The sequence below is a fragment of the Gorillibacterium sp. sgz306347 genome (assembly GCF_059735245.1).
Genome location: NZ_JCAPET010000022.1, coordinates 46,948 through 70,783, shown reverse-complemented (window position 1 = coordinate 70,783; position 23,836 = coordinate 46,948). Strand labels below are relative to the sequence as shown.

Here is a 23,836-nt window from a genome sequence, read left to right as displayed (position 1 = left end):
GGTTCCACCATCCTTTTTATAATAATTTGGCTCTATGTATCGGCAGTTCCGTGATGTTCTCGGCTTAGTTCCTTATACCCCGATTGGGCTTTCGGCAAACAGGAGTACCGGAGAATCAAGCGGCAAAGCCGCGCTGGAGACAGCCAGTGCCGTGCGGATCAGGCCATCCACTCCAGCTGACGCCCGCCGATCACATGAAAATGCAGATGCTTGACGGATTGCTGTCCATGCTCGCCGATGTTGCTGATCACCCGGAAGCCGCTTTCGGCGACGCCGGTCGTCTCGGCGACCTTGCGAATGGCCGTATAAATCCGGCCCAGCAGCGCAGCGTCCGCTTCCGTCAATTCCATAACGGACGCGACGTGTTTCTTAGGGATTACCAGGACGTGCACCGGCGCAAGCGGCTGGATATCCTGAAACGCCAGCACCTCGTCGTCCTCGTAAACCTTGGTGGACGGCAGTTCACCGTCCCGGATCTTGCAAAACAGGCAATCCATGTTGCCGCACTTCCTTTCCGGCAGGCTTATTTGTAATTACGCCAGTTCATGCCGCTGTTCTCCAGCAGATGGGCAAAATCGTTGTCAAGTCTTTCCTGCTCGGCCTTGCGGGCCGCTTCCGCCTTGGCGCGCTCTTCCTCCTTGCGCTTTCCTTCCTCGGCCCGGAGCTCGCTTGCCTGCTCCTTCAGCTTGTTCAGGGTATCCTCCGAAAGCAAATCCTTCAAGGTTGCGGGCCGATCGGCGGCCGGTTTGGCAGGCCCGGCGGGTTTCTTTTTCTTTGCCACGTCGATCACCTCGATTTTCTCCATTATTATACCAAAGAAACAGCCCCGCAACCAGATTGTTCCCGGCCTCCTGAACCGGGAGCGGTTGCGCAACCCGAACCTATAAAAACCGGCGGAAAGTTTCCGCCGGTTTCTTGCGATGCGTATAGAGACAGCCTGGGCCAAATGGCCCGTCAAATTTGCAGCAGCATCAGGATAATGGACGATAAGCTGAAGCAGACGCTGACGAGGAACAGCACCATGACCACCTGCTTCGGATTCAGTCCGGTGCGCAGCAGCCGGTAATGAGCCTGGCTGGCGTCCGCTACATAAATGGGTTTGCCTTGGCGCATCCGGCGGATGACCACGAACAGGTTGTCGAAAATCGGCACGCCGAGCGCCAGAATCGGAATGAACAAGGAAAGCACCGTCGCCTGCTTGAATGCGCCGTCCAGGGCGATGACCGCAAGGATAAAGCCGAGGAACGTCGCGCCCGCGTCGCCCATAAAAATCTTGGCCGGCGGTTTGTTGAAGCGCAGGTAGGCAAGCGCGGCGCCGACGAGAATAATGGCCAGCACGGCCGAATTGCTCTGTCCCATGGCGACAGCGACAATAAACAGGGTGGCGGCCGAAATGGCCGACAGCCCGCCCGCAAGCCCGTCCATGCCGTCGGAGAAATTAATGACCGTCGTCACGCCGAAAATCCACACCACCGTCAGCAAAAATTGCAGCAACTCCGGAAGATTGACGAAGGCGCCCGTGACCGGATTGTAAAAGCCCTCAAAGGTAATGCCGGAGAAGTACACCAAAGCGGCAGCGGAAACCTGAACCAGCATTTTGGGAAGCGCGGGAAAATCCTTGCCGTGCGTTTTGAACCAGTCGTCCACCGTTCCAATCAGCAAAAGCAGCAGTCCCCCGCCAAGCACCGCGGCGGTCTGAACCGAAAGCTCTTGAGAAAAAATCAGATAGGCGACGGAAAATCCGATAAAAATGGCATAGCTTGCCGTCAGCGGGATCGGTTCGCGGTGAATTTTGCGCTCCTGGTCCTTGCGCGGCTTATCCAGAAAATCCAGCCGGAACGCCAGCTTCCCAAGCGGCGGAATCAGCAGGTAAACAATGGCGAAAGAGACGGCGAATGCAAGCAAATAAGAATACAAAATCGGGATCATCTCCATATGAGTGCGGTTGCTATGTAAAAATACACCACATTCATTATAGGGAGAATCCCGAACCTTGTCGATACAATTTGCGGCCGTATTCGTTAAATTTCCGCTACGATCACGCTGCCGGAGCGCAAGGAATCCGCCACCCGGATAAGCCGCTGGTTGGCCGAGCCCCGGAACGGCAGCCGGAGGCTGCGGCGCTCCCGCTCGTACCGGCCGTCCACCAGAACATCCGTCTGCCGCAGCAGCTCCAGCCGGTCGGGGCGTCTGCGCGAGCCGGCCAGCAGCGCTTCATACGTGTAGCCGGTGTACGTCATGACATGAAGCCCGGCTTCCCGGACGGACCTCGCCAGACGGGCAAACCCGTCCGCCTGCTCAAACGGATCGCCTCCGCTCAGCGTGACGCCGTCGAGCAGCGGATTGGCCCGCACCATGGCCATGATTTCATCGATCCCCATGAGGCTTCCGCCGTCAAAGGTGTGAGACTCCGGGTTATGGCAGCCCGGGCATTGATGAGGGCAGCCTTGGGCAAACACGACCAGCCGGAGGCCGGGACCGTCCACAATCGAGTCCTGGACGATTCCGGCGACTCGCAGGACGGTTTGACCGCTTCGGCTTCCGGCCGGGAAGCCGGTTTCCGCTTCCCGTACGGGGCAAGCGACCGCTTGCCCGCCTCCGGCCCGCCCCGGAGGAACCGGCTTGTCCAAAACGGAAGAAAGCGGATTAAGCATGCTTCACCCGGTCCCTTTCCTCCGCCTTTTTGGCGTCGTTAAACCGGTCCAGCGTTCCGACCAGGTAGCCGGTGATGCGGCGGATGCGCTCAAACCTCGGCTTCCCATCGGCTTCCGTCCGCCCGCAGCCCGGGCATTCGTCGTCGATGATGCCGCTGTAGCCGCAAACCGGATCGCGGTCGACGGGGTGATTGAGCGAGCCGTAGCCGATTCCGGCTTCCTTCATCGCGCGCACGATTTTCTCGAAAGCGGCCAGGTTGCGGGTCGGGTCTCCGTCCAGCTCTACATAAGTGATATGACCGCCGTTGGTCATCTCGTGATAAGGCGCTTCGATTGCTATTTTTTCAAAAGCCGTTACCTTGTGATAAACCGGGACGTGAAAACCGTTTGTATAATACTCCCGGTCTGTGACACCTTCGATCGTTCCGAAAAGCCTGCGGTCCATCTTGACGAACCGGCCCGCCGTTCCTTCCGCCGGAGTGGCGATCAGCGCGAAGTTCATCCGGCGCTCCTCCGTTTCCCGGTCCATGCGGTTTCGCATATGACCCACAATCCGTTGGCCCAAAGCGCGCGCTTCTTCGGATTCTCCGTGATGAACGCCGATCAGCGCTTTCAGGCATTCGGCCAGGCCGATAAAGCCGATCGACAGGCTTCCGTGCTTCAGCACCTCGCGCAGCGTATCCTCGGGCCCCAGGTTCTCCGACCCGAGCCAGATGCCTTGGCCCATCAGGAAAGGAAAGTTTTTCACCTTTTTCGCGGCCTGAATCTCGTACCGTTCCAGCAACTGATTGACAACCAGGTCGAGCGACTGGTCCAGATCCGCAAAAAAGCCGTTGATGTCTCCCCTGTTTTTCAGCGCCAGCCGCGGCAGATTGACGGTGGTAAAGCTGAGGTTGCCCCGTCCGTGCGTAATTTCGTTCTCCGGATCGTATACGTTGCCGATCACCCGGGTACGGCAGCCCATATAAGCGATTTCCGTCTCCGGCCGGCCTTCTTTATAGTATTGCAGGTTAAACGGCGCATCGAGAAACGAGAAGTTCGGGAACAGCCGCTTGGCGCTGACCCTGCAGGCCAGCTGGAACAACGGGTAATTGGGGTCGCCGGCAGAATAATTGACGCCTTCCTTGACGCGGAAAATCTGGATCGGGAAAATCGGAGTTTCCCCGTTGCCAAGCCCCGCTTCGGTGGCAAGCAGCAGGCTTTCCATCACCAGCTGGCCTTCCGGGCTCGTATCCGTTCCGTAATTGATCGAGCTGAACGGAATTTGCGCTCCCGCGCGGCTGTGCATCGTGTTCAGGTTGTGAATAAACGCCTCCATCGCCTGGTACGTGCTGCGCTTCGTTTCCGCTTCCGCGTTCTCCAGCGCGAACCGCTGCGCCCGCTCGCTGACCGCACGGTCGCCGGTCAGCCTGGCCAGCGCCTTCAGCTCCGCTTCGGCATGCGCTTTGTCGCGCGCAAGACGGGGCTGCATCTCTTTTTCGGCGAGCTCGGCGATCAGTGCCGTAACGGCGCCCGTCAGCTTCGCGTCCGCCCCGTGCAGCAGCTCCAGCGCTTTAATCAGATGAGTGCGATAATGGCGGATATATGTTTTGGCGACGCCGGGGGCCATTCCGTAATCGAAGGATGGGATGCTTTGGCCGCCGTGCTGATCGTTCTGATTGGATTGAATCGCGATGCAGGCGAGGGCCGCATAGCTTTGGATGTCATTCGGCTCCCGCAATTCCCCGTGACCGGTTCCGAATCCGCCTTTAAACAGCTTGCCGATATCAATCTGGCAGCAGGTTGTGGTCAACGTCAAAAAATCCAGATCGTGAATATGAATGTCGCCTTCTTTGTGCCTGGCGGCGTGCTCCGGCTTCAACACAAACAATTCGTAAAACTGCTTCGCTCCCTCGGAGCCGTATTTCAGCATGGTTCCCATTGCCGTGTTGCCGTCGATGTTTGCGTTCTCACGCTTCAGGTCGCTGGCTTCCGCCTCGCGGTAGGTCAAGTCCTCATATACCTTCATGAGCCGGTTGCTCATTTCCCGCGCCCGGGTGCGCTCCGCCCGGTAAAGAATATAGGCTTTGGAGGTTCCCATCAGACCGGCCTTCATCAGGACCCGTTCTACCGTATCCTGAATCTCCTCCACCGGAGGAACCGGATGCTCGGATTCCCGTTTGCCCAGCTCGGCGGCCACCTGCTCGGCCAGCCGGCAGGATTCTTCATAGCCGGCCTCGCCGGTGGCGGAGGAAGCCTTCCAAATGGCTTGTCCGATCTTTTCAACAGCGAATGGGGCTTCCCGGCCGTCTCGTTTGCGAATCTTTGTGATCATATCAGCGCATCCCTTCCAAATATATCGTTCGGTTCAGTAGAAGCGGCTGCAAAAAAAAGGGAGCGCAAAGAGAGAGCCGCTTTCCATACGAAAGCGTGCCGGTCTTTGAATGGCTCCCTGTCCTCGCAGGGTCCTTCTTCCAGGCGGCGGGGCAGGTCTCCTGGCTTTGGCCTCGTCATCCCCGGAACGCCTTCCCGGCGCGACGGCCAGTGGCAACTTTATCCGGAGACTCTTCCATTACAGTGGCGGGACCGCACCGGTTTTGCACCGGCTTCCCTATTAAGCGGGCCGGTATCAGTAAACCGGCTTTTGCACCCCTTGCCATACAATATGTAGTTGCAGAGACGACATTACATCAATATATAGTCCAAGTCAATGCTGTTCGCAAAATCTCCCCACTTCGATTTTTTGCCCGGCTCCGGCCGAAAAAGCGGAAAAAGCCGCCCGGAAGCGCTCCCGCGCCCCTTTGCGGCCTTATCGTAAATATGGCAAAGACGTGAACGCATCAAGGCGTCCAAACGGCGTTATGTTTGTCCTTTCCGGTGTATTCGATTCGGGTCGGCGTCAGCTTCAAAATGACATAATCGGGATCGTCCGGGCCGGTGAACCACTTTTCCAGCTCCTTATTCCAAACCTTTTGTCGCAGCGATTCGTCCTTCGTGACCTCCGCTGTCGCTTCGATTTCCAGCAAATCTTTGCTGCCTCCGGCTTCATAACCGGCCAGCAGGCAGGCGTGCGGGTTCTCGCGCAGCTCTTCCACCTTGTGGGTTTTCCGGTCGGTGGCCAAATAAATATCGAGGCCTTCGTGGAAAATAGCCATATAACGGACTTTGGGCTTGTTTCCCTGCTCAATCGTACCGAAAGAGCCGAATTTGTTCTCGGAAAGCGCCCGGCCGATCGCTTGCTCCAGTTCCTGTTTCTCCACTTCCGTTCACTCCTCGTCTGATGGGGTCCACATGGCTGTCCATGCACTACCATTAGTGTACCCTGCGGGTCCGGAAATGAACCTTTTGCCGGGCCGGACGCCATGTCTTGACAAGGAAGAAAGAGGAACCTAAACTTGTGCAGAGTCCCAAAAGGAGGGTACCGGATGGATACGAAAAAAAGCAATTTGAAAGGGCTGGTCGCAGGACTCCTGCTGGCCATTCTGATGTCCGCCATGGACAACACCATCGTGGCGACCGCGATGGGGACTATCGTATCCCAGCTCGGCGGTTATGACCAGTTTGTCTGGGTGACATCGGCTTATTTGGTCACCACCATGGCGGGGATGCCAATCTTCGGCAAGCTTTCGGACATGTATGGCAGAAAGCGGTTCTTTCTGTTCGGACTGATTGTTTTCCTGATCGGGTCGGCTTTGTGCGGCGTGTCCCAAAGCATCGTCCAGCTCAGTCTGGCGCGCGCCTTGCAGGGGATCGGCGGCGGAGCTCTGATGCCGATTGCGTTCACGGTTATCTTCGATGTGTTTCCGCCCGAGCGCCGCGGCAAAATGACCGGCTTGTTCGGGGCGGTGTTCGGAGCATCGAGTGTCCTTGGCCCTTTGCTGGGCGCCTACATCACCGAATACATCAGCTGGCACTGGGTGTTTTACGTCAACCTGCCGCTCGGGCTGATCTCGCTTTTTCTGGTGCTTCGCTTCTATCACGAATCTCTGGAGCACCGCAAGCAAACGATCGACTGGTGGGGAGCGGCCCTTCTCATCGTTTCGGTGGTCAGTCTGATGTTCGCTTTGGAGCTTGGCGGGGACAAGCTGGCCTGGAACTCGCTTCCGATGATCGGGCTGTTTGTCTGCTTCGCGGTGTTTTTCGTGCTGTTTTTTGTAGCGGAGCTGCGGGCGGAGGAACCGATTCTTCCCTTTTGGCTGTTTAAGCGCCGGTTGTTTGCCGCCTCCCAGATTCTCGCCGTTCTCTACGGAGGCACCTTCATCATCCTGACGATTTTCATCCCGATTTTCGTCCAAGCCGTGTACGGCGGAACCGCGACGAACGCCGGCTTCGTGCTCACGCCCATGATGCTGGGCTCCGTGGCGGGCAGTGCCATCGGCGGAATTTTTCAAACCAAAACCAGCTACCGGAATCTGATGTACCTATCCGTGGTCTGCTTTTTCGCCGGCATGCTGCTCCTTTCCACGATTACCCCGGAGACGGAGCGTATTCTGCTTACGCTCTATATGATTTTGGCGGGCTTTGGCGTCGGCTTCTCCTTCTCGCTCCTGCCGGTCGCTTCCACCCATAACCTGGAAGCCCGGTACCGGGGCACCGCGAACTCGACCAACTCGTTTCTGCGTTCCTTCGGGATGACGCTCGGAATTACCATTTTCGGCGCAGTCCAAAGCTCCGTCTTCTCGGACCGGCTCAAGGACCTCTTCAGCGGCATGGCAGGAGGAGCGTCCGGCATGCCGGCGCAAACGGGCGATCCGCGCCAGCTGTTCGAACCCGCTTCACGCGCCAAAATTCCGCCGGCGGTTCTCGACAACATTGTGCACGCCATGTCCGACTCGATCACGATGATGTTCAAAATCGCGCTGATCCCCATCGGCTTGTCGGTACTCGCTGTCGTTTTAATGGGCCGCGAGCGCGTAAAAGTCGGCGAAGAGCAAAAAGCGGAGGCCTGAGCGCACAGACGATAAAAGCTTCCGAAACCAAAAAGAACCTTTATTCCCGTCTTGGGGAGTAAAGGTTCTTTGCCGTATCCGGCTTATTGTTTGACGATATCGGAAATCACGTAGCCGGCATCGGCTTTCTTCGCCGTGTAGACGCCGCCGTCTTTGGTCGTGATTTTCAGTTCGTTGGCGTCGCCTTCGAACGTGACTTCATCCTGGCTCGCGGTGGCGAGGATGGACGCCGTTACGAACGGATCGGCTTTCACCAGGATGTCTTCTCCCGCCTTCTCGTCCGTCCAGTAGTGCGCGACGACCTTCTCCGACAGAGCCGGATCCAGATAGGCGTTCAGGTACTCAATGGCTTCTTCCTTCGTGGCGGCCGCATTCACGTTGAGAATCGGCTTGCCGTCTTCGGTTGTTTTGTTTGCAAACAGGTTAACGATTTTCTCTTCCGCCAAGCGGGCGGCGATGTAGGCCTTGGCTTGGTACATGCTTGCGTCTTCGGCCGGCGATGCGGACGGTGCCGTCGTTGCGGCGGCCGTCGGGGATGTCGTGGCCGATGCTTCGGCATTTTTCTCGTCGGAGGACGAGCAGGCGCTGATTGCGAATGCCAACGACAGGGCAAGCGCGGCGGATGCGTACTTTTTGTTCACTTCGTATGACCCCTCTCTCTATCTCTTAAACGTTATAAAGTGCTGGAACCGCGGTTTCCCCGGTTCCGCCACAAAGAACTTTACACCGGATTCCGCGAATATGCAACCAGTGCAGCCGGGAAAATTCTGTTTCAGGCGTTTTCTCCCGGCTTGCCGGCGAGCCCGGTTTGTTCCGCCAGGATACGGTAGGCGTGAAGGCGCGATTCATAATCGAAGGCCATCACGAGAATAATCAATTCGTCCACCCCGTACGATTCGGCAAATGCGCGAAGCTTGGCTGCGATGGTGTCCCGTCCTCCGACCACCATCCGGCGGCGGATGATTTCAACCCGGCTCCGCTCAAACGGGGAAAACGGATAATGGGCCGCTTCTTCGGGGGCGGGGAGTTCACCGCGGATGTCCCCGTTCTCGAACCGGAGCAGCCGGAGGTCGATGCACCGCGCCAGCTGCTCCGCTTCTTCTTCCGTCTCGCCTGTCGCCACGATGATGCCGGCGTTCGCGCGCGGCTCCGTTCCGAGCGGACCGGGCGTAAAATCGTCAAAATAGCGCTTGACGGTCGCGCGCCCGTCTTCCCCGTTGATAAAGTGGGCGAACGAGAAGCTTCCGCCCAGCTCCGCTGCGCGGCGGCCGCTGTAATCGCTTGATCCGAGCAGCCAGAGCTCGGGTTTGGTGTCGATGACCGGCGTGGCGGTCAAGCCCGGAAACCGGCTCCCGTCCTCAAGAGGACCGCTCAGGAAGCCGGCCAGCTCGCGGAGCATTTCCGGAAACGGATCGCCCGGCTCCGGAACCCGGCCGTACCGGAGCGCCCGGGTGGCCATCGGCATCCCGCCGGGGGCGCGGCCGATGCCCAGGTCGATGCGGTTTGGAAACAAGGCCTCCAGCACGCGGAAATTTTCGGCTACCTTGTAGGGGCTGTAATGAGGCAGCAGCACTCCGCCGGAGCCGACGCGAATGGTCGAGGTTCGGGCCGCAAGCGCGGCGACCAGCACTTCGGGCGACGAGCCTGCCAGCCCGGGCGCTTCATGATGCTCGGAAACCCAAAACCGGGAGTATCCCAGCTTTTCCGCCGTCTGCGCCAGTTCAATCGTGCGGTGCAGCGCCTCGGCGTGCGTCGTTTTGCCGATTGCCGGCGATTGGTCAAGAATACCGAGTTTCAACGTTGCCATCTCTTCTTCCTCCTTGAAGCTTGATGGGTCTTTCAGAACAGACAAGCCATTCTCCTATGCTAGCCCAAACCGGACCGGAACTCAAATCGTCCTCCGATTGATAGCGGATGGAATCACTCGTTTTAGGCGGAGCCTAACATGGCGTGCAGCCATTTTGGCGGACCGCCGTGTTGTGGTATGCTGAAAAATGTGGCAAAACTCAAAACATCATCGGCGGTTCGTCGCTTTGCGATCATCGTCGTTCCTATGATAAGGAGGTCCGCATGAAGCTTATTTCCATTGAACCGACGCCCAGCCCCAATTCCATGAAGCTGAACCTGGACGAAACTCTTCCGCCTCATGACAGGCGGACGTTCACCCGGGAGGATGCGGAACGCGCGCCCGACTATGCCGGGCGGCTTCTCGCCATTCCCGGGGTGACCGGCCTTTACCATGCGGCGGACTTCATCGCCCTCGACCGGCATCCCAAAGGCGATTGGCAAGCCATTCTGGAGGAAGCGCGCCGGGTATTGGGCGAAGCCGAGCGACCGGCCGCCGCACCCGCTCCGGGCGAAACCGGGGGGGCTCCGGCTGAGGCGGCGGAGCCGGCCGGCGCATACGGAGAGGTTCGGGTTGCCGTCCAGATGTTCCGGGGCATTCCGATGCAAATTCGCGTCTACGCAGGCGAGCAAGAGCAAAGGACCGGGCTGCCCGAGCGGTTTGCCAAAGCGGCGATCCAGGCGGGGCTTGCCTCTCCGAACCTGATCAAGGAGCGCAAGCTGGAGGAGCATGGGGTCCGGTATGGCGAGCTTGCCGAGGTGCTGGAGGAAGTGGCGCGCGAGCTTGACGCGGCTTACAGCGAGGCGCGCCTCGCCGACCTGGTGGCAAAATCGGGGCAGCTTGCCCCCGGGGAAGCGCCCGAGGAGGCGGCTTCCACGGTGGAGGCAGCTTCGGCAGCCTGGAACAGCCCGGACTGGCGCATCCGTTACGCGGCGCTTGAGCGGTTGAAGCCGGATGAGGAAGCGCTGCCGCTTCTGGCCAAAGCGATTGCCGATCCGCAGACGTCCATCCGGCGGCTGGCCGCCGTTTATCTCGGCGATATCCGGACGCCTGAAGCGATGGCGCTGCTCCATGCCGCGCTGAAGGACCCGTCGCCGGTCGTCCGGCGCACGGTCGGCGACACACTGTCCGATATCGGCGATCCCGAATCGACGGGGCCGATGGCCGAAGCCCTCTCCGACCGCAGCAAGCTGGTCCGCTGGCGGGCCGCCCGTTATTTGTACGAGGTCGGGAAAGACAGCGCTCTGCCGGCTCTGCGAGCGGCGAAGGACGATCCCGAGTTCGAGGTCCGCATGCAGATCCAGATTGCCATCGAACGGATGGAAGGCGGCGAGGAAGCCGCAGGGTCGGTGTGGCAGCAGATGACCAACCGGAACCGGAGCTAGAGACGGACGCCGCCCCGAATAGGCCGGATTTAAAAAACACCTGGATGCAGCCGTTCGCCGGCGTTTCGTCCAGGTGTTTTCTTGCGATCAGATAGAGATCGGACCGGGCCCCATCTCGCGGTATTCCTCTTCCAGAAGGCTCATAAGATGCAAAGAGCAGTACGTTTCGCCTTTTCGCAGGCTGTCGCGGAGCGTTCCTTCCAAAACAAAGCCCGCCGATTGATACAAGCGAATCGCTCTCGCATTGTCCGCATGAACATCAAGCCAAAACCGGTGCGCCCCCCCTGCTCAAATGCCCATGTTTGCAGGAGACTTATCGTTTCCCTGCCGTATCCCTTTCCTTTAGCCGCAATGGCCACACGCATAAGCTCAAGGCTTCGGGCCGGGTGCGCAAGACCGCAAACAATGGCGTAGCCCACGAGCCGGTCCTCCGCCCTTGACAAGACCGCAAAATGCGCCGTTTCGGGATCGGCCAAGGCAAACCGGTGCTTCGCCTCGTCCCAGGTTCCGACATACCCCGCTCCTCCGTTCCACTCTTTCTTTTCAAGATCGAGCACAAAAGCAAGGTCTTCCGGCCTGGTCCGCCGCAAATAAATTTTATTCCCCCGCAACCCGCCGTCCGGCTGTATGGTCATCCTTTACCTCTCCCGCTTTCTCCACGCACATTGTGCAATTGCAGAAATATGAATAACATGGTAAACTATTTAGGCGCTACCTTATATTTTAAGGCTGTGATTAAATCCCTGCTAAGGAGGCCGGATCATGCTGACCTGGATGCTGCGCCGCCTGATGGCGGAACGAAACATATGGAGCGCAGCCGCCCTCGGCCGTTTGCTGATCGAGAAGGCCGGCTATGAGCTGTCCGCTCCTTCTCTCAGCGCGCTTGTCAACGGACAGCCCAAGCAGATGAAAGCCGAAACCCTTGATGCGCTCTGCACCGCGCTTGAATGTACGCCGGGCGAGCTGTGGGTTCATACGTCCGAGCTGCCGGCAGCGCCGGCGGGCGCTTCCCGCGCCTGAACCGGGCGACCCGGTTAACCGGCGCCGCAACGATAACCGCAAAGAAAGGATCGCATAGCAGATGGCCGTAAAAGAAATTCTTCCCTTCGGGGACCCGATTCTCCGCAAGCAGGCAAAGCCCTTTACCGAGTTTGGGCCGCGCCTTTACAAACTGCTGGACGATTTGAAAGAAACGCTGTACGCCGCCGAAGGGCGCGCCGGACTCGCCGCTCCCCAAATCGGCGTGCTGCGCCGGGCGGTCGTGCTGGACGTCGGCGACGGTCCGGTGGAATTGATCAATCCGGAAATCATCGAGCAAAAAGGCGAACAAACCGGCTCGGAGGCCTGCCTGTCCTTTCCCGGCTACTACGGGACCGTCAAGCGCGCCCAATATGTAAAGATTAAAAACCACGACCGGAACGGAAACGAAACCATTCTGGAAGGCGAGGGTTTTCTCGCCCGCTGCCTCCAGCATGAAATCGATCACCTGGACGGTGTGCTGTTCATCGACCGGATTGACGGACCCCATCTCTATTTCGAGAAAACGGGCAAATCCGTCAATCTTCAGCAGGCCCTCCTGCATTCCCGGCCGAATTAAGCCTCTTCCATCGTAAGCAATGCTCCGATCGCCCCGCAATACCCGCTGTTCCGCAAAATGGCGGGCCGGCATTCGCGGATTTTCGTATAGGCTTCGACGCTCTCGCGAAGCGGGCCGTTCCCCTCAAACGAGGAACCGGCATACACGATATCCGCAATGCCGAACTGCGCCGCCGCCATCACGCTGACCGTTGTTACGGTTTCCCCGACCAGTCCGATGACCGATGCGGCGGCATCCTCTTTTTTGCGTTCTCCCGGCATCCCGACCAGACGTCCAAAATTGCTGGCGGTCAAATCGCCCGGAATCGGGGGCTCCATCCCTTCGTATATGTGATGAACCTTCAGGTCGACCTCGTCCCGTTCTCCGTTTTCTGCGAGCCGGATAATCTCGTCAAACCGGTGTTCGCCCGTCAGCAGATAAGACAGTCCGATGATGGTCCCGCCTCCGACGCCCGTGCCGATCACCCGGTGGTTTTGGTGCCCGTCGACATAATGAACCGAAGTGCCGGTGCCGACATTGGCGAGAATGAACGCCTCCCGTTCCATTCCTTGTTCTTTCATTAAAAAACGGGCGCCGGAGCACGTGGCTTCAAACTCCGCCATCGTCCCGATCCGTGCCGCCCCCTGCAATAATTCCTCCATCCGGAAGCTCTGCCCGCCGGTAAGGCAAACCTCCGCTTTCGGAAACGCATCGAGCACCCACTGGGCCGCGGCGGGCATCGCCACGGTGGGAAACTGGTTCAGGCTCACGCTGTCTCCCTGACGATAAGCCATCTTGATAAGCGATCCGCCGGCGTCGATTCCGATAATTGGTGTATCGTTTTGTTTTCGCATGGTCTCTCTCCTATGGTTGCGCCTTTCAAAACCCCCTATTCTGTATAGTCAAAACAAAGCGGCTTGTCAAGGGAGCATGTGCGGCGCCGAATCGGACCCGTTCAAAAAAGCAGCCGGATCAAACCGGCTGCTTCGCGTAATAGCGCTGTACGGAAGGCAGCATGGATACCGCCTGGATCATCAGGCCCAGCGTCATGTAAAGCAGATGAACGCCGCTCACCCCGTCAATGATATAGACCTGCACGGTAATCCAGATGATCAGGGCAAACCCGGAGTACAACGAAAACGCCCAGGACCAATGACGGTCAAACAGATTCAGCGCTTCCGGCAGCTTCCGTTCTGAGCGGGTTAGAAGTCCCCAAGCGATGAGCAGAGGACCTACGCCCAGTACAAGAAATAAGATGACGCCCGGGATGAGAAAGCTGGGGAAAGGCGAGCCGTCCAGCAGTGTCAGCGGCAGGCCTATCTTTTCCCCGGTGCGGTCCAGCATGAGAGCAATCCCGCCCGCAACCGCGCCAATCCCCAAAAAAATCTGTAGAAAAAGCAGCAGCCATACCCCGGGCGGCCGTTTTGCTTTCCTGGCGGAAACTTCATTCGTCATGGTCTGTTGTCCTTTGCGTCATATTGGCGACAGATCGCCGTTGATCTTTATGTATTCAAATTAAAGCGCTGCGAGAAGCTCCAGGTTCTGGGCGTACACTTCCGCCGCTTCCCACTCCCGGAACCGGGGCGGAAGCTCGCGGTCCGGCAATGCGGCGCCATTCGCCTCATCCTTCGCTTGACAGGCTTCCAGCAGATGATTCAGGTAATCCTTCATTTCCGCAAGCGCATCTTCGCCTGCCACCGGCCCGTGCCCGGGGACGACGACACTCGTAGCAAACCCGGCAAGCCGGTCAAGCGCGCAAAGCCAGCCTTGAAGAGCCCCATCCGATAAAGCCGAATGGTTGCGAACGGACACCAGATCTCCCGCAAACAATATCCTCTCCTCCGGCAAAAAAGCGACCAGGTCCGAAGGCGTGTGACCCGCGCCCAGCTCGATCAGCTCCACTTTCCTTGCGCTTCCGTGAAGCGTAAGCGAGGAGGAGAACGAAACGTTGGGCACAACGAGCCGAAGCTCCATGAACGCTTGTTCCAGCTCGCGCAGAAAGGCCAAACGGCCCGCCATAGCCGCCTGTTCGCCGCTGTCTTTTTCGCCGGCCAGCTTTTCGGACAATTCCGTCACGTCCCGCCGCAAAAGAGGAAGCATGTCCCGCTGCTTGCGAATCCGCTCCGGGTGCCGTTCCGCAATCAGCTTTCGCGTTATTTCCGTTGCCAGAATATCCGCATCCGGAAAATGCTGATTGCCCCGAATGTGATCTCCGTGCCAGTGACTGTTAACCACGTAACGCACGGGTTTTGCAAGCAAATCTTCGGCGGCTTCTTTTAATGCAAGCGCGGCTTGCGGCGTGTTAAAGGTATCAAAAACCAGAAGGCCATCGCCCAGATCGATCAGCCCGGCATTGCCCATCGCCGCGCTCCCTGTCGCCACGATGGCGGCATATGCGCCTTCCGCTACGCGCTCAAGCCGAAAATAACCGGCCAAGTCACGCATGGGCCTCCCCCGCCGGAAAGCAGCGGACGACCAATTCTTCCGCTTCCTTCAGCCATTGCCTACGTTCTTCCGGGGTACTGTCCGCCACGACGCGAAACATCCTCCGTTCCATGCTCTGCACGCCGCAAAAACCGAAAATACAGTTGCGCCAGATCGTTTCCAGCGGATCGCCGAACACGGCGTTTTCCCGTTCCTCGGGCGTATTCGAGGTGTTCAGCACCACCGCCAGCTTGGCTTTCAAAAGACCAAGGGGAAGTCCGCCTCCGTTGTCTCCCGCTTCGAAGCCGTAGGCTACCTGGGGACGAAGCACCCGGTCGACCCAGCCCTTCAGGATCGCCGGAGGCTGGCCCCACCAGTTGGGGTGAATGATCACGATGCCCTCCGCTTCCGCGATTTCCCGGCAATGCTGTTCCACCAGCGGATCGCCGGAAACATCCGTCGCCAGCTCCTGCCCGGTCATTACGGGATCGAAGCCCTCCACATATAGATCGTGCGCCCTCACGTCGTGCCCGCCCCGGATCAATGCGCCAACGACCGTGTCCGCGAGCGCATGATTAAAGCTTTGGGGATAGGGATGGCCCAAAATTACTGAAACAATCATCCTGGTTTCCTCCTTGCTGATTTTCTCTCTATACGCGAACCGGGCTGGCAGGTTTCGGAAGAAAGCCAAGAAGCTGCTGTGCCGCCGCTTAACGCGATGTTTGGTCCATCTTGGCAAAGCGGTCGGAAAGCAATTCCGTCCCGTTGCCGACATTGTCGTACTCGTTCTCCTTGATCAGGGTAACAATGGCCTGCTGGGGCACCTGAAGAATGGCACTTGCCGTCTGCACCAGTTCTTTAACGAGCTGCGCTTTCTGTTCCTTGCTTAGCTTGCCGGCTTCAACTGTAATTACGGGCATTTTTCCCGCTCCCTTCGGTTGGTTTCTCCCATTCTATAAGTACGGGCAGCCCGGCGGCTATTAACTTGCTCACGTTAAAGCCGTTTGTTGAGGCATACAGTCGGAACTCTGCAAACGGCGGCAAAAAAGAGGGTGTTCCGGAAGCCGTCGCAGATGACGGAGGAACACCCTCTCGGGGTTGGGAACGGACGGCCGCAGCGGTTTTCCGCCGACGGCTGCCCCCGGCATTAAGCGGAAAAAGTTCTTCAGCCCGGCTTGCGGGCGGATCCCATTTTCTGCACCAGCTTCACCATTTCCACCAAAATGATGATCAGCAGAGCCGCTCCGATTACGATTCCCCACTGGGCGGAATCGAGCGGAGTCAAGCTGAACACCTCTTGCAGGAACGGGACCAGCAGAACGACAAGAAGCAGAAGAGACGAAGCCAAAGCGGCGAGCAGCAGCATCCGGTTGCTGAACAGTCCGATCGAGAAAATGGAATCGGTTCTCGACCGGACGTTAAACGCGTGCGTAACCTGGATGAAGCCAAGCGTTGCAAAGGCCATGGTGATCGCTTCCGGAGCCGTGTACCGGTCCAGCGCGAAGAAGAAAACGGCGAGCACGATCGCGGCTTCCAAAATGCCCTGGTAGACGATCGACCAGCCGACGCCTTCGGAAAAGACGCTGTTTTTTGCCGGCCGCGGCGGCCGTTTCATAACCCCCTTCTCCGCCTTTTCCACGCCGAGCGCAAGAGCCGGCAGCGTATCGGTAACCAGGTTGACCCACAGGATGTGGATCGGATAAAGAATGGTGGCCCCCATCAGCGTGGCGATAAACAAAGTCAGCACCTCGCCGATATTGGCGGAGAGCAGGTACTGGATCGCTTTGCGGATGTTGCTGTAAACCTTCCGGCCTTCCTCAACGGCCACGACAATGGTTGAGAAATTGTCGTCCGAAAGGACCATCTCGGAGACTCCTTTGGACACGTCGGTGCCGGTAATCCCCATGCCGACGCCGATGTCGGCCGCTTTAAGCGCCGGGGCATCGTTCACGCCGTCGCCCGTCATGGCGACGATCTTGCCCTTTGCTTTCCAAGCTTTGACGATCTTGACCTTGTGCTCCGGGGAGACACGTGCGTAAACCGAGAAATTGCCGACCTTGCGGGCAAACTCCTCTTCGCTCATTTTGTCCAGATCCCTCCCGGTGATCGCCTCGTTCTCATGGCGCAGGATGCCCAGCTCCCGGGCGATTGCCGAAGCGGTTTCTTTGTGGTCGCCGGTAATCATGACCGGGCGGATGCCCGCCTGCCGGCAAACCTCGACCGCGGCCTTCACCTCTTCGCGCGGCGGGTCGATCATGCCGACCAAACCGGCGAATATCAGCTCGCGCTCCCACTCCTCCGGGCTCGGATTTTCGGGCAGCCGGTCGATGTCCCGATAGGCCAGCGCAAGAACGCGCAGCGCCCGTCCGCCCATCTCGCCATTGGCGGCTTGAATGCTCGCCCGCTGCTCCGCGTCCATCGGCACGCTCGTTCCGTTCAACGCCACCCGGGTGCAGCGTTCAATAAGCACATCGGGAGCTCCTTTGGTGAGAATCCGGTATCGGCCGGGCTCCATCTCGTGGATGGTCGTCATCAGCTTGCGGTCGCTGTCAAACGGAATCTCCGACCGGCGCGGGAATTTCGCTTCCCAGTCGGTTTTGGCGACCCCCTGGGCGCCGCCGAAATCCACCAGCGCCGTTTCGGTCGGGTCGCCGATGATTTTTGCCTGGCCGGTCTTCGTCTTGTCGTCGGAAACCCGCGAATCGTTGCACAGCACCATGATTTGCAGGAACAATTCGGACTCGGGCCGGCTTTCCAGCTGCTCCTCCGCTCCGGCCGAGCGGCCGTTCAAAAAAACCTGCTTGACGGTCATCTTGTTCTGGGTCAGCGTGCCGGTCTTGTCGGAGCAAATGATCTCCGTACTGCCCAACGTTTCCACGGCGGGCAGCTTCCGGATGATCGCGTTTTGCCGGGCCATTTTTTGCACGCCCAAAGCAAGGACAATCGTCACGATAGCCGGGAGTCCTTCGGGAATTGCGGCGACAGCCAGACTGACGGCCGTGAGGAACATTTCCAGCATGTTCCGTCCTTGCAGGAGCCCGACGACGAAGATAATCGCCGCGATGATCAGAACGCCGACCGTCAGAAATTTGCCCAGCTCCGTAAGCTTCCGCTGCAGCGGCGTGACCTCCTGGCCGCTGTCCGTCAAATAGCCGGCAATTTTGCCAACCTCGGTTTCCATTCCGGTGGCCGTCACCACACCTGTGCCGCGTCCATAGGTCACGCTGCTGCCAAGGTAAGCCATATTGACCCGGTCTCCGATCACCAGATCTTCCTTGTCCAGCACGCCGTCGTTTTTATCGGCCGGAACCGATTCGCCGGTGAGCGCGGCTTCCTCGATTTTCAGACTTGCCGTCTCCAGAAGCCGCATATCCGCCGGAACAAAATCGCCGGCCTCCACCAAAACGATATCGCCTGGGACGAGCTCGTCGGAATGGATTTTTTCCACCTGGCCGTTCCGCCTGACCTTTGAATAAGGCGACGACATCTGCTTCAAGGCGTCCAGCGCTTTCTCGGCTTTGGCTTCCTGAATCACACCCAGGACGGCGTTCAGGATGACGACCAAAAAGATGATGACCGCGTCGGCCACCTCGCCAAGCACCCCGGAAACGATCGCCGCCGCCAGCAGCACCAGCACCATGAAGTCCTTGAACTGCTCCAGAAGCTTTTGCGCCAGGTTTTTCTTTTTGCCTTCCTTCAGTTCGTTTTTACCGAACTTCGCCAGCCGCTCCTGCGCGTCTCCCGAATCGAGACCCGTTTCGCGGCTGTCCAAGCTTTGAAGAACCGCATCCTTCTTCTGTGTATGGTAACTGACTTTGCTCATATTCGACCTCCCGGTTCAGCGGCGGAAGCCGCCTGCAATGGACCCGTTCATTATGTACGCCAACCGGCAGCAGGGCAGCAACCCGCCGCGCGGCCGTGAACGGACGCTTCCGTTATTATTAACCAAAACCGGGCGGCGGTAATAAGGCAATTCGGCAAAAGCCGGTTGACCCGGAGCATCAGCGAAACCGGATGGTTGCGACGCTGCTTAAAACGACCGGCTCGCGGCGGCCGGAACCGATGCCGCCCAAGCGAAGCTCCACAACAGCAAGCACGGAAGGGCCATAGATCGTGGCTTCCACCGTTCGCACGATATCGCCGCGCGAATTTCCCGCAGGTACGGTTACGCTTCTGCGAAGCGTGGCCGGGTAAGCGGAAGCGCGGACAGGTTCAAACAGATGCACGACGGGCTTGTTGGCCAAAAGACTGCCTTTTCCGGGCGTACCGTCTTCTTCAAGACGGAAATTCAGCTTCAGGTAACGGTCGAAATCCGCGCGGCCCTCGGCCTCCATCCAAACGAGCCGGCCGTACGCCGCCTCCGCCGGGTCGATGTTCAGAGACGCGGCCCGCGCCGCTTCATCAAGCAGCGGCTTGGCTTTGTTGATCCCCAGAGTATAAAGCCCCCAATTCACCGACGCCAATCCGACCGCCGTCAAAAGCATAATAGCCAGAAGAGCGAGCAGCAGAACCTGTACACCGCCCCTTTCGTTGCGCCGCAAGCCGCCTGTCATTCGTACGCCTCGCTTTTTCCGTACAAGGTTACCTGATAAAACCCTACTGTTTCCGCGTCTCCCGCCGTTCCGCCAACCGCCGGCAGCATCCGCAAAAGGGCGGGAGCCGGGTAGCGCAGCCGCACGGTAATCACGGGATCGGCCGAATCGCGAAACACCTTCTCGTCCGTGCTCCCGTCAAAGCTGGGGTAGCGATTTCCTTTGACCAGAACCTCTCCCAGGCCGAGTTTGTCCATACGGGCGGCGGCTGCGGCCATGATGGCCGGACTCACATATCCGACCGCCTCGGCTTCTTTCAGCGTATGATTGGCGATTGTATTCAAATGATCCAGTTTCATGGTGTATACGAAAAAAGGCACGATGATCATGCTCAAAAAAAGCAGAACCGGCATTACCAGGAGCGTGACCAGCAAATTGGACATGCCTCTTTCATCGGAAGCAAACCGGCGGCCGTTCCGGAACACGCGGTGCAGGGCGGCTTTCATCCCTCTCCTCCTCAATCCGTTACATAATCAAAGCTTTGTACGGTTTGCGTTATGGTTTCATGTCCGTCCCGGACGGTTTTCTCCAGTCCGTCCGGGCGTCCGAACACATAAGCCGCTACGCCGAAAATCAACACCGTCAGCAGCAGCGTGGTGACGAGTTTGCTCATGATCAGGGAGCCGTCATGGTCACATCGCCGTTTGCCGTGTTGACCGTTGTTGTAGTAAGCGTCGTGTTGAGCTTGGTTGCTTTGGCTGTAAGGCCGGGAGCGACTTGCTTTCCTCCCACCACAAGGGCGGCTCCTGCCAGAAGCACGGCGAGGCAAACGGTAACGATTAATTTGGTCATAGCGCATCTCCTTTAAGAAAATTTGATTGATTTTATTAATGTCTTTAAATATAAAGCGTATTAAATTCAAACCGGCGGCATGACCTTAGCGAAAGGCTTGCTCGATTTGCGATTCCGTGCTGCGGCCAGCCGTCCGGGCTGCGGGGACCAGCCCATTCCCGACCACGGCCAGCACCGCGCCGGCCAACAGGACCGTTAACAGGACACTGACAACCAGTTTGCTCATCATGCACACCCCCTTTCATGCGCCGCTTCCCCAGGTTGGCAGGCCGCTTCTTCAAGAAACGGAGAAGCTGGTCAACAATTGGCTCTGAATCGTCACAAGCCAGGGATAAAGAAAGAGCAAAACCACGCAGCTAAAAGGAAGCATGATGTAAAAGCTGATCCACACCGGAGCGTTTTCGATTTTCCGGTTGATGTCCGACTCCAGTGTGGCGTCAATGCTTTTGGTCTGTTCGTGCAGCACTTTGACGACATCCTTCGCTTCCGCCTGGCTGATGGCATACAGCGCGTTCACAAGGGGAAAGACCTCGGAAATCCCTACCGCTTCCTTGAACCGCCAGATCGCTTCCTGCTGGTTTTTGCCCCACATGGCCGCAAGCTCCCGGATATGCGGCTTCAAGAGAACGAGCGTCCGGCTGGCCCGGAGAAGAATGTCGCGGGTGTCCGCCTTGTCCGTAACGCAGAGAGCAAGCCGTTCGGACAGCTTGGCGATCTCAAGCAGGAAACGCGAGCGCATATGCGCGGCCTGCGCGGCGAGCAGCCAGACGGGAAGCCACCACCCCAGGAGTCCGGCGAGCGACCATTGGGCAGCGCCTGCGGCCCAGGCACGCGCATTGAGACGGCTGAAGGGCAGCCCGCTCCCCGATTCCCAAACAAGAAAACCGAACACCGCTAAAACCAAGCATACTGTAAGCCGGATTAACCGAAAGCGCCGGAAGGTCCACTCCTCGCCCACGCCGGCAAGGCGCGCCCGCTCCAGATAGCGCCGCTCCTTGACGCCCGGCGTTGCAGCCGCTTCCCTTCCGGAAGCGGCGCCCGCCGCCAGCGTTTGCCGGTATTTTCCGGCCAGAAGAGCGGCCCGGCTCATCCGGCTGAACCGAATGCGTGACGCAAGCGGGAGCCAGAACAAAGCGCTTCCGGCCGCAAACAGAGCGATCAGCCCGTAGGAAAGCGCGAATCGGCTGAAGACGACAAGCATTGCTTCCCCGCCTTTCTAGAAAGGTTTTTTCCCAGACCGGACCACCATCAGGAGCGAAGCGAACATAACTCCGATAGACACGGACAATAGCGTTTTGCCCCCGGACTCGAGGAAATAATGACGGTAATTCGCCCCGTCCGCGTAAATATTGAACAGAACCACAAAAAACGCGAACCCGATCATGACAAGCGTTCCGATCCGGTAGACGGTCACCATCGCCATCCGCTTCTCTTCGTTGCGTTTGGCCGTCTGCATGCCGGAAACGAGCTTGTGCAGCGCTTCCGTTATGTCGATGCCGTACTGGGAGCCCATGACAAGGATGTCGGAAAGGTCTTCCGCCCAGCGGTTGTCGATCCGGCGGGCAAATTCCTGCAGTGATGCCTCGAGCGTCTGCATATGCAGGCTGAGCACCAGCCGCCGCCATTCGCTGTGCACATCCTCCGGCATGGTGGCCGACGCCTTGGCCAGCACCTCTGTCATGGTAAGCGCCGGATTGTAGTGGCCGATCAGGTTTTGTACCAGCACGATCATCTTGAGCGCAATCCGGTGCCGCTTCGCCTGTACCCGGAATTTGGCAACAAATACGGGCAGCCCGGCCAAGAGTATGCCGACAAACAAGCTCAAAAGCAGCGGATTGGCGCTGATGAGCCGGTCGCTGCCGGCGGCGAACTGCCTGTGGAGCACCTGCACCGCTGCGTTTGCGCCAAAAACGCCGACAAGGAAAAGCATCACCATAAAAGAAAGCAGCACTTCTACCGCCAGTCGGCTTTCGGCAATATCAAGCTCCTGCTGCAAGGCTTTCACGGAACGGATACGCCTCAGCCCCCGCCCGTTCCGGTCCCGGACCGGCTCGAAAAACCGGCGGATTCGGCTTCTCCGCCGAAAAGCGCGGCTTATTCCCCGCAGAATATAGAAGACAGGTACGGCCGATCCAATCACCCAAAGCGAAAAGAGCAAGCCTTTTGCCGCGCCGGCCAACACCTCAGCAGGCATCCAACCTGTGACCCCCATCCGGCCATACCCCCATCCCGGCAAAATCGCGCGGATCGGCACCGTTTGCAATCAGGTGGTTCATCAAAGGACGGCTCAGCGTCTCTCCAGTCATCCTCCATCTGCTCTCCTCAAAAGACCATTCCATGAGGGGGTGAATCCGCGCCTGCTCCTTGTCGTCGACGTATAGCTCCGTAATTTCCGTAACGACACGCCTCATTCTGCCCTTCTCGCCGATAAGCCGCAGGAATACGACAATATTAAAGGCGCGGGCAATCCGTTTGACCGTATCCTCATGGTGGTGAATCCGGCCATCCTGCTTGAGCATGTCCTCCACGTCGGACAGAAACGATTCCCGGTATTTCGTATGCATGGTCGCCATCACATCATGACCCCGCAGCGCACCCTGAACCGCTTGCGCCACCTCGGCCCCTTTCGCTTCCCCCAAAATCACCCAGTGGGGCGACATGACTAGCAGCGGCTTGTAGGCTTCTTCCATCGGGAGATGGACCTCTTCCGCCTCCCGGGCGGCGAGGATGTTCCGGTTCCCCTTCAGGCGTTCGCGCAGCGCGATTTCAAAATCCTTTTCCAGCGTCCGCAGCCGTTCGTGTTCGCCGGTTTCCTGGGCGAGAGCAAACAGAAGCGTCGTCTTGCCCGTATTGGTGGAGCCGCCGATCAAAAAGCTGGCGTGATGCCGCACTAGCAGCTTTAACAGGCGCGCGGATGTATGGTCGAGCGTTCCCAGCCCGACCAGCTTGTCCAGCGTTACGTCACGGACTATAAAATTCCGGATATGAATGCTGGGCACATCCGTATACGGCTCGCGGGTCATCACAAGACGCGAGCGGTTCCACAGATACGTTTGCAGAAACGGCTGCCGTTCGTGAATGGGCTTCTTGCCGCACAAGGCGAGGCGTTCCTGCAGCAGCCGCACCTCGGACAGCGAGGCAAACTTCCGGTGATGCATGCTCTGTTCCCCTCCCCGGATTAAAAAGATGTCGCAGCCGATCACTTGAATTTCCTCCACGTCGGGCAGCTCCAGCAAATCGTCGATCAGACCGGCACCGCAGGTTTCCGCATAAACGCATTCGGTCGGCGTGCGCCCGTCAATCAGCGTCGCCGGGTCGATGTCAATCCGATATTCCATCAGCAGCGTGTCGATCACCGCTTTCATCCGGTCGCGGGCAAAAGGTTCGCCAAGCCCCGCCTGCAAAATATCTCGGTGCAGACCGGCGTCCTTGCCGGCCCGCCGGGTTACGTGCTCGTGCACCAGACGGGCGGCGTCGGTCAGCGCCATCCGTCTCCACTGCTTGTTCGACGCCGCCGAAGGCAAGCGTTCGCTTCTGCTGCGCGCATCCGCCTGTTTAACATCTTCCAGATAACGGTGCGGCTCAAACCGGCAGCGCGGCTTCATCCGCAAAGGCTTCGATTCCATCCGAGACCTCCTT

General features: G+C 58.6%; 27 protein-coding genes, 1 pseudogene and 1 riboswitch. Of the genes and pseudogenes, 4 read left to right on the top strand and 24 right to left on the bottom strand.

From position 1 onward, the window contains the following. Window positions 1–158 precede the first annotated feature (158 nt). The 6 genes from AC6I6H_RS13335 to AC6I6H_RS13310 all read right to left on the bottom strand — a co-directional run bounded on the left by AC6I6H_RS13335 (window position 159) and on the right by AC6I6H_RS13310 (window position 5,893). Entirely contained in the window at window positions 159–497 is a 339-nt protein-coding gene (locus AC6I6H_RS13335; protein ID WP_497954342.1) for a histidine triad nucleotide-binding protein, read from the bottom strand. Between the two features lie 26 nt (window positions 498–523). Next, window positions 524–781 carry a YqkE family protein gene (locus AC6I6H_RS13330; protein WP_497954365.1) on the bottom strand — a complete coding sequence of 86 codons (258 nt, stop codon included), beginning with the start codon at window positions 779–781 and terminating at the stop codon, window positions 524–526. Between the two features lie 173 nt (window positions 782–954). Next, window positions 955–1,929: an MraY family glycosyltransferase gene (locus tag AC6I6H_RS13325; RefSeq protein ID WP_497954364.1), complete on the bottom strand. Its 975-nt coding sequence runs from the start codon at window positions 1,927–1,929 to the stop codon at window positions 955–957. A gap of 92 nt (window positions 1,930–2,021) precedes the next feature. Next, entirely contained in the window at window positions 2,022–2,519 is a 498-nt protein-coding gene (nrdG, locus tag AC6I6H_RS13320; protein WP_497954363.1) for an anaerobic ribonucleoside-triphosphate reductase activating protein, read from the bottom strand. 127 nt (window positions 2,520–2,646) lie between these two features. Beyond that, window positions 2,647–4,968: an anaerobic ribonucleoside triphosphate reductase gene (locus AC6I6H_RS13315; protein ID WP_497954341.1), complete on the bottom strand. Its 2,322-nt coding sequence runs from the start codon at window positions 4,966–4,968 to the stop codon at window positions 2,647–2,649. A gap of 133 nt (window positions 4,969–5,101) precedes the next feature. Beyond that, window positions 5,102–5,302, bottom strand: a riboswitch (cobalamin riboswitch). Window positions 5,303–5,473: 171 nt separating this feature from the next. Continuing rightward, entirely contained in the window at window positions 5,474–5,893 is a 420-nt protein-coding gene (locus AC6I6H_RS13310) for a pyridoxamine 5'-phosphate oxidase family protein (protein ID WP_497954340.1), read from the bottom strand. Window positions 5,894–6,058: 165 nt separating this feature from the next. On the opposite strand from AC6I6H_RS13310, the gene AC6I6H_RS13305 reads away from it, so the two are divergent. Then, window positions 6,059–7,582, top strand: coding sequence for an MDR family MFS transporter (locus AC6I6H_RS13305; RefSeq protein ID WP_497954339.1), 1,524 nt, complete (start codon window positions 6,059–6,061; stop codon window positions 7,580–7,582). 83 nt (window positions 7,583–7,665) lie between these two features. Here AC6I6H_RS13305 and AC6I6H_RS13300 read toward each other — a convergent pair whose 3' ends face one another. Beyond that, complete coding sequence (locus tag AC6I6H_RS13300) at window positions 7,666–8,223, bottom strand: hypothetical protein (RefSeq protein WP_497954338.1); 558 nt, start codon at window positions 8,221–8,223, stop codon at window positions 7,666–7,668. Between the two features lie 131 nt (window positions 8,224–8,354). After that, window positions 8,355–9,389, bottom strand: a complete 1,035-nt coding sequence (locus AC6I6H_RS13295; protein WP_497954337.1) for an LLM class flavin-dependent oxidoreductase — start codon at window positions 9,387–9,389, stop codon at window positions 8,355–8,357. Window positions 9,390–9,652: 263 nt separating this feature from the next. On the opposite strand from AC6I6H_RS13295, the gene AC6I6H_RS13290 reads away from it, so the two are divergent. Continuing rightward, window positions 9,653–10,813, top strand: coding sequence for a conserved virulence factor C family protein (locus AC6I6H_RS13290; protein WP_497954336.1), 1,161 nt, complete (start codon window positions 9,653–9,655; stop codon window positions 10,811–10,813). 87 nt (window positions 10,814–10,900) lie between these two features. Here AC6I6H_RS13290 and AC6I6H_RS13285 read toward each other — a convergent pair whose 3' ends face one another. After that, complete coding sequence (locus AC6I6H_RS13285; RefSeq protein WP_497954366.1) at window positions 10,901–11,041, bottom strand: hypothetical protein; 141 nt, start codon at window positions 11,039–11,041, stop codon at window positions 10,901–10,903. A gap of 59 nt (window positions 11,042–11,100) precedes the next feature. Continuing rightward, a pseudogene (locus AC6I6H_RS13280) lies at window positions 11,101–11,448 on the bottom strand (GNAT family N-acetyltransferase); the annotation flags it as partial. Between the two features lie 127 nt (window positions 11,449–11,575). On the opposite strand from AC6I6H_RS13280, the gene AC6I6H_RS13275 reads away from it, so the two are divergent. Together AC6I6H_RS13275 and def are read left to right on the top strand one after the other, a co-directional pair. Next, window positions 11,576–11,833 (top strand): helix-turn-helix domain-containing protein, encoded by a 258-nt coding sequence (locus AC6I6H_RS13275; protein ID WP_497954335.1) that lies wholly within the window; start codon window positions 11,576–11,578, stop codon window positions 11,831–11,833. A 61-nt stretch (window positions 11,834–11,894) separates the two neighbouring features. Next, window positions 11,895–12,410 (top strand): peptide deformylase, encoded by a 516-nt coding sequence (gene def, locus AC6I6H_RS13270; RefSeq protein ID WP_497954334.1) that lies wholly within the window; start codon window positions 11,895–11,897, stop codon window positions 12,408–12,410. Here def and coaW read toward each other — a convergent pair. The 14 genes from coaW to AC6I6H_RS13200 form a co-directional block, all read right to left on the bottom strand. After that, a complete protein-coding gene (gene coaW, locus AC6I6H_RS13265) occupies window positions 12,407–13,243 on the bottom strand; it encodes a type II pantothenate kinase (protein WP_497954333.1) in 837 nt (278 codons plus the stop codon). The two genes, def and coaW, sit on opposite strands and share 4 nt — an antisense overlap. 118 nt (window positions 13,244–13,361) lie before the next feature. Then, window positions 13,362–13,844, bottom strand: a complete 483-nt coding sequence (locus AC6I6H_RS13260; protein ID WP_497954332.1) for a hypothetical protein — start codon at window positions 13,842–13,844, stop codon at window positions 13,362–13,364. A gap of 60 nt (window positions 13,845–13,904) precedes the next feature. Beyond that, window positions 13,905–14,834 carry an MBL fold metallo-hydrolase gene (locus AC6I6H_RS13255; protein WP_497954331.1) on the bottom strand — a complete coding sequence of 310 codons (930 nt, stop codon included), beginning with the start codon at window positions 14,832–14,834 and terminating at the stop codon, window positions 13,905–13,907. Continuing rightward, window positions 14,827–15,435 (bottom strand): NAD(P)H-dependent oxidoreductase, encoded by a 609-nt coding sequence (locus AC6I6H_RS13250; protein ID WP_497954330.1) that lies wholly within the window; start codon window positions 15,433–15,435, stop codon window positions 14,827–14,829. Before AC6I6H_RS13250 ends, AC6I6H_RS13255 begins: the two co-directional genes overlap by 8 nt. Before the next feature lie 88 nt (window positions 15,436–15,523). Further along, window positions 15,524–15,733 (bottom strand): 4-oxalocrotonate tautomerase DmpI, encoded by a 210-nt coding sequence (dmpI, locus tag AC6I6H_RS13245; protein ID WP_497954329.1) that lies wholly within the window; start codon window positions 15,731–15,733, stop codon window positions 15,524–15,526. Window positions 15,734–15,978: 245 nt separating this feature from the next. After that, window positions 15,979–18,636 carry a calcium-translocating P-type ATPase, SERCA-type gene (locus AC6I6H_RS13240; protein WP_497954328.1) on the bottom strand — a complete coding sequence of 886 codons (2,658 nt, stop codon included), beginning with the start codon at window positions 18,634–18,636 and terminating at the stop codon, window positions 15,979–15,981. 178 nt (window positions 18,637–18,814) lie between these two features. Beyond that, the gene (locus tag AC6I6H_RS13235; protein ID WP_497954327.1) at window positions 18,815–19,366 is read right to left on the bottom strand and encodes a hypothetical protein; all 552 of its coding nucleotides are present in this window, start codon (window positions 19,364–19,366) and stop codon (window positions 18,815–18,817) included. Then, entirely contained in the window at window positions 19,363–19,851 is a 489-nt protein-coding gene (locus AC6I6H_RS13230; RefSeq protein WP_497954326.1) for a hypothetical protein, read from the bottom strand. The genes AC6I6H_RS13235 and AC6I6H_RS13230 overlap by 4 nt, the downstream gene beginning before the upstream one ends. Window positions 19,852–19,862: 11 nt before the next feature. Then, window positions 19,863–20,018 (bottom strand): hypothetical protein, encoded by a 156-nt coding sequence (locus tag AC6I6H_RS13225; protein WP_497954325.1) that lies wholly within the window; start codon window positions 20,016–20,018, stop codon window positions 19,863–19,865. Between the two features lie 2 nt (window positions 20,019–20,020). Next, window positions 20,021–20,197 carry a hypothetical protein gene (locus AC6I6H_RS13220; RefSeq protein WP_497954324.1) on the bottom strand — a complete coding sequence of 59 codons (177 nt, stop codon included), beginning with the start codon at window positions 20,195–20,197 and terminating at the stop codon, window positions 20,021–20,023. 85 nt (window positions 20,198–20,282) lie between these two features. Then, complete coding sequence (locus AC6I6H_RS13215; RefSeq protein WP_497954323.1) at window positions 20,283–20,423, bottom strand: hypothetical protein; 141 nt, start codon at window positions 20,421–20,423, stop codon at window positions 20,283–20,285. Between the two features lie 51 nt (window positions 20,424–20,474). Continuing rightward, entirely contained in the window at window positions 20,475–21,398 is a 924-nt protein-coding gene (locus AC6I6H_RS13210; protein WP_497954322.1) for a hypothetical protein, read from the bottom strand. Between the two features lie 15 nt (window positions 21,399–21,413). Beyond that, entirely contained in the window at window positions 21,414–22,202 is a 789-nt protein-coding gene (locus AC6I6H_RS13205; protein ID WP_497954321.1) for a type II secretion system F family protein, read from the bottom strand. Window positions 22,203–22,380: 178 nt separating this feature from the next. Then, a complete protein-coding gene (locus AC6I6H_RS13200; RefSeq protein WP_497954320.1) occupies window positions 22,381–23,823 on the bottom strand; it encodes an ATPase, T2SS/T4P/T4SS family in 1,443 nt (480 codons plus the stop codon). Window positions 23,824–23,836: the final 13 nt, after the last annotated feature.

Coding starts and splice junctions, on each gene's coding strand:
- AC6I6H_RS13295 (WP_497954337.1), bottom strand. CDS start 9,389: ATGGCAACGTTGAAACTCGGTATTCTTGACCAATCGCCGGCAATCGGC.
- coaW (WP_497954333.1), bottom strand. CDS start 13,243: ATGCGAAAACAAAACGATACACCAATTATCGGAATCGACGCCGGCGGA.
- AC6I6H_RS13260 (WP_497954332.1), bottom strand. CDS start 13,844: ATGACGAATGAAGTTTCCGCCAGGAAAGCAAAACGGCCGCCCGGGGTA.
- AC6I6H_RS13305 (WP_497954339.1), top strand. CDS start 6,059: ATGGATACGAAAAAAAGCAATTTGAAAGGGCTGGTCGCAGGACTCCTG.
- AC6I6H_RS13235 (WP_497954327.1), bottom strand. CDS start 19,366: ATGACAGGCGGCTTGCGGCGCAACGAAAGGGGCGGTGTACAGGTTCTG.
- AC6I6H_RS13335 (WP_497954342.1), bottom strand. CDS start 497: ATGGATTGCCTGTTTTGCAAGATCCGGGACGGTGAACTGCCGTCCACC.
- AC6I6H_RS13290 (WP_497954336.1), top strand. CDS start 9,653: ATGAAGCTTATTTCCATTGAACCGACGCCCAGCCCCAATTCCATGAAG.
- AC6I6H_RS13210 (WP_497954322.1), bottom strand. CDS start 21,398: ATGCTTGTCGTCTTCAGCCGATTCGCGCTTTCCTACGGGCTGATCGCT.
- AC6I6H_RS13250 (WP_497954330.1), bottom strand. CDS start 15,435: ATGATTGTTTCAGTAATTTTGGGCCATCCCTATCCCCAAAGCTTTAAT.
- AC6I6H_RS13220 (WP_497954324.1), bottom strand. CDS start 20,197: ATGACCAAATTAATCGTTACCGTTTGCCTCGCCGTGCTTCTGGCAGGA.
- AC6I6H_RS13240 (WP_497954328.1), bottom strand. CDS start 18,636: ATGAGCAAAGTCAGTTACCATACACAGAAGAAGGATGCGGTTCTTCAA.
- dmpI (WP_497954329.1), bottom strand. CDS start 15,733: ATGCCCGTAATTACAGTTGAAGCCGGCAAGCTAAGCAAGGAACAGAAA.
- AC6I6H_RS13255 (WP_497954331.1), bottom strand. CDS start 14,834: ATGCGTGACTTGGCCGGTTATTTTCGGCTTGAGCGCGTAGCGGAAGGC.
- AC6I6H_RS13200 (WP_497954320.1), bottom strand. CDS start 23,823: ATGGAATCGAAGCCTTTGCGGATGAAGCCGCGCTGCCGGTTTGAGCCG.
- AC6I6H_RS13225 (WP_497954325.1), bottom strand. CDS start 20,018: ATGAGCAAACTCGTCACCACGCTGCTGCTGACGGTGTTGATTTTCGGC.
- def (WP_497954334.1), top strand. CDS start 11,895: ATGGCCGTAAAAGAAATTCTTCCCTTCGGGGACCCGATTCTCCGCAAG.
- AC6I6H_RS13275 (WP_497954335.1), top strand. CDS start 11,576: ATGCTGACCTGGATGCTGCGCCGCCTGATGGCGGAACGAAACATATGG.
- AC6I6H_RS13315 (WP_497954341.1), bottom strand. CDS start 4,968: ATGATCACAAAGATTCGCAAACGAGACGGCCGGGAAGCCCCATTCGCT.
- AC6I6H_RS13215 (WP_497954323.1), bottom strand. CDS start 20,423: ATGAGCAAACTGGTTGTCAGTGTCCTGTTAACGGTCCTGTTGGCCGGC.
- AC6I6H_RS13230 (WP_497954326.1), bottom strand. CDS start 19,851: ATGAAAGCCGCCCTGCACCGCGTGTTCCGGAACGGCCGCCGGTTTGCT.
- AC6I6H_RS13325 (WP_497954364.1), bottom strand. CDS start 1,929: ATGATCCCGATTTTGTATTCTTATTTGCTTGCATTCGCCGTCTCTTTC.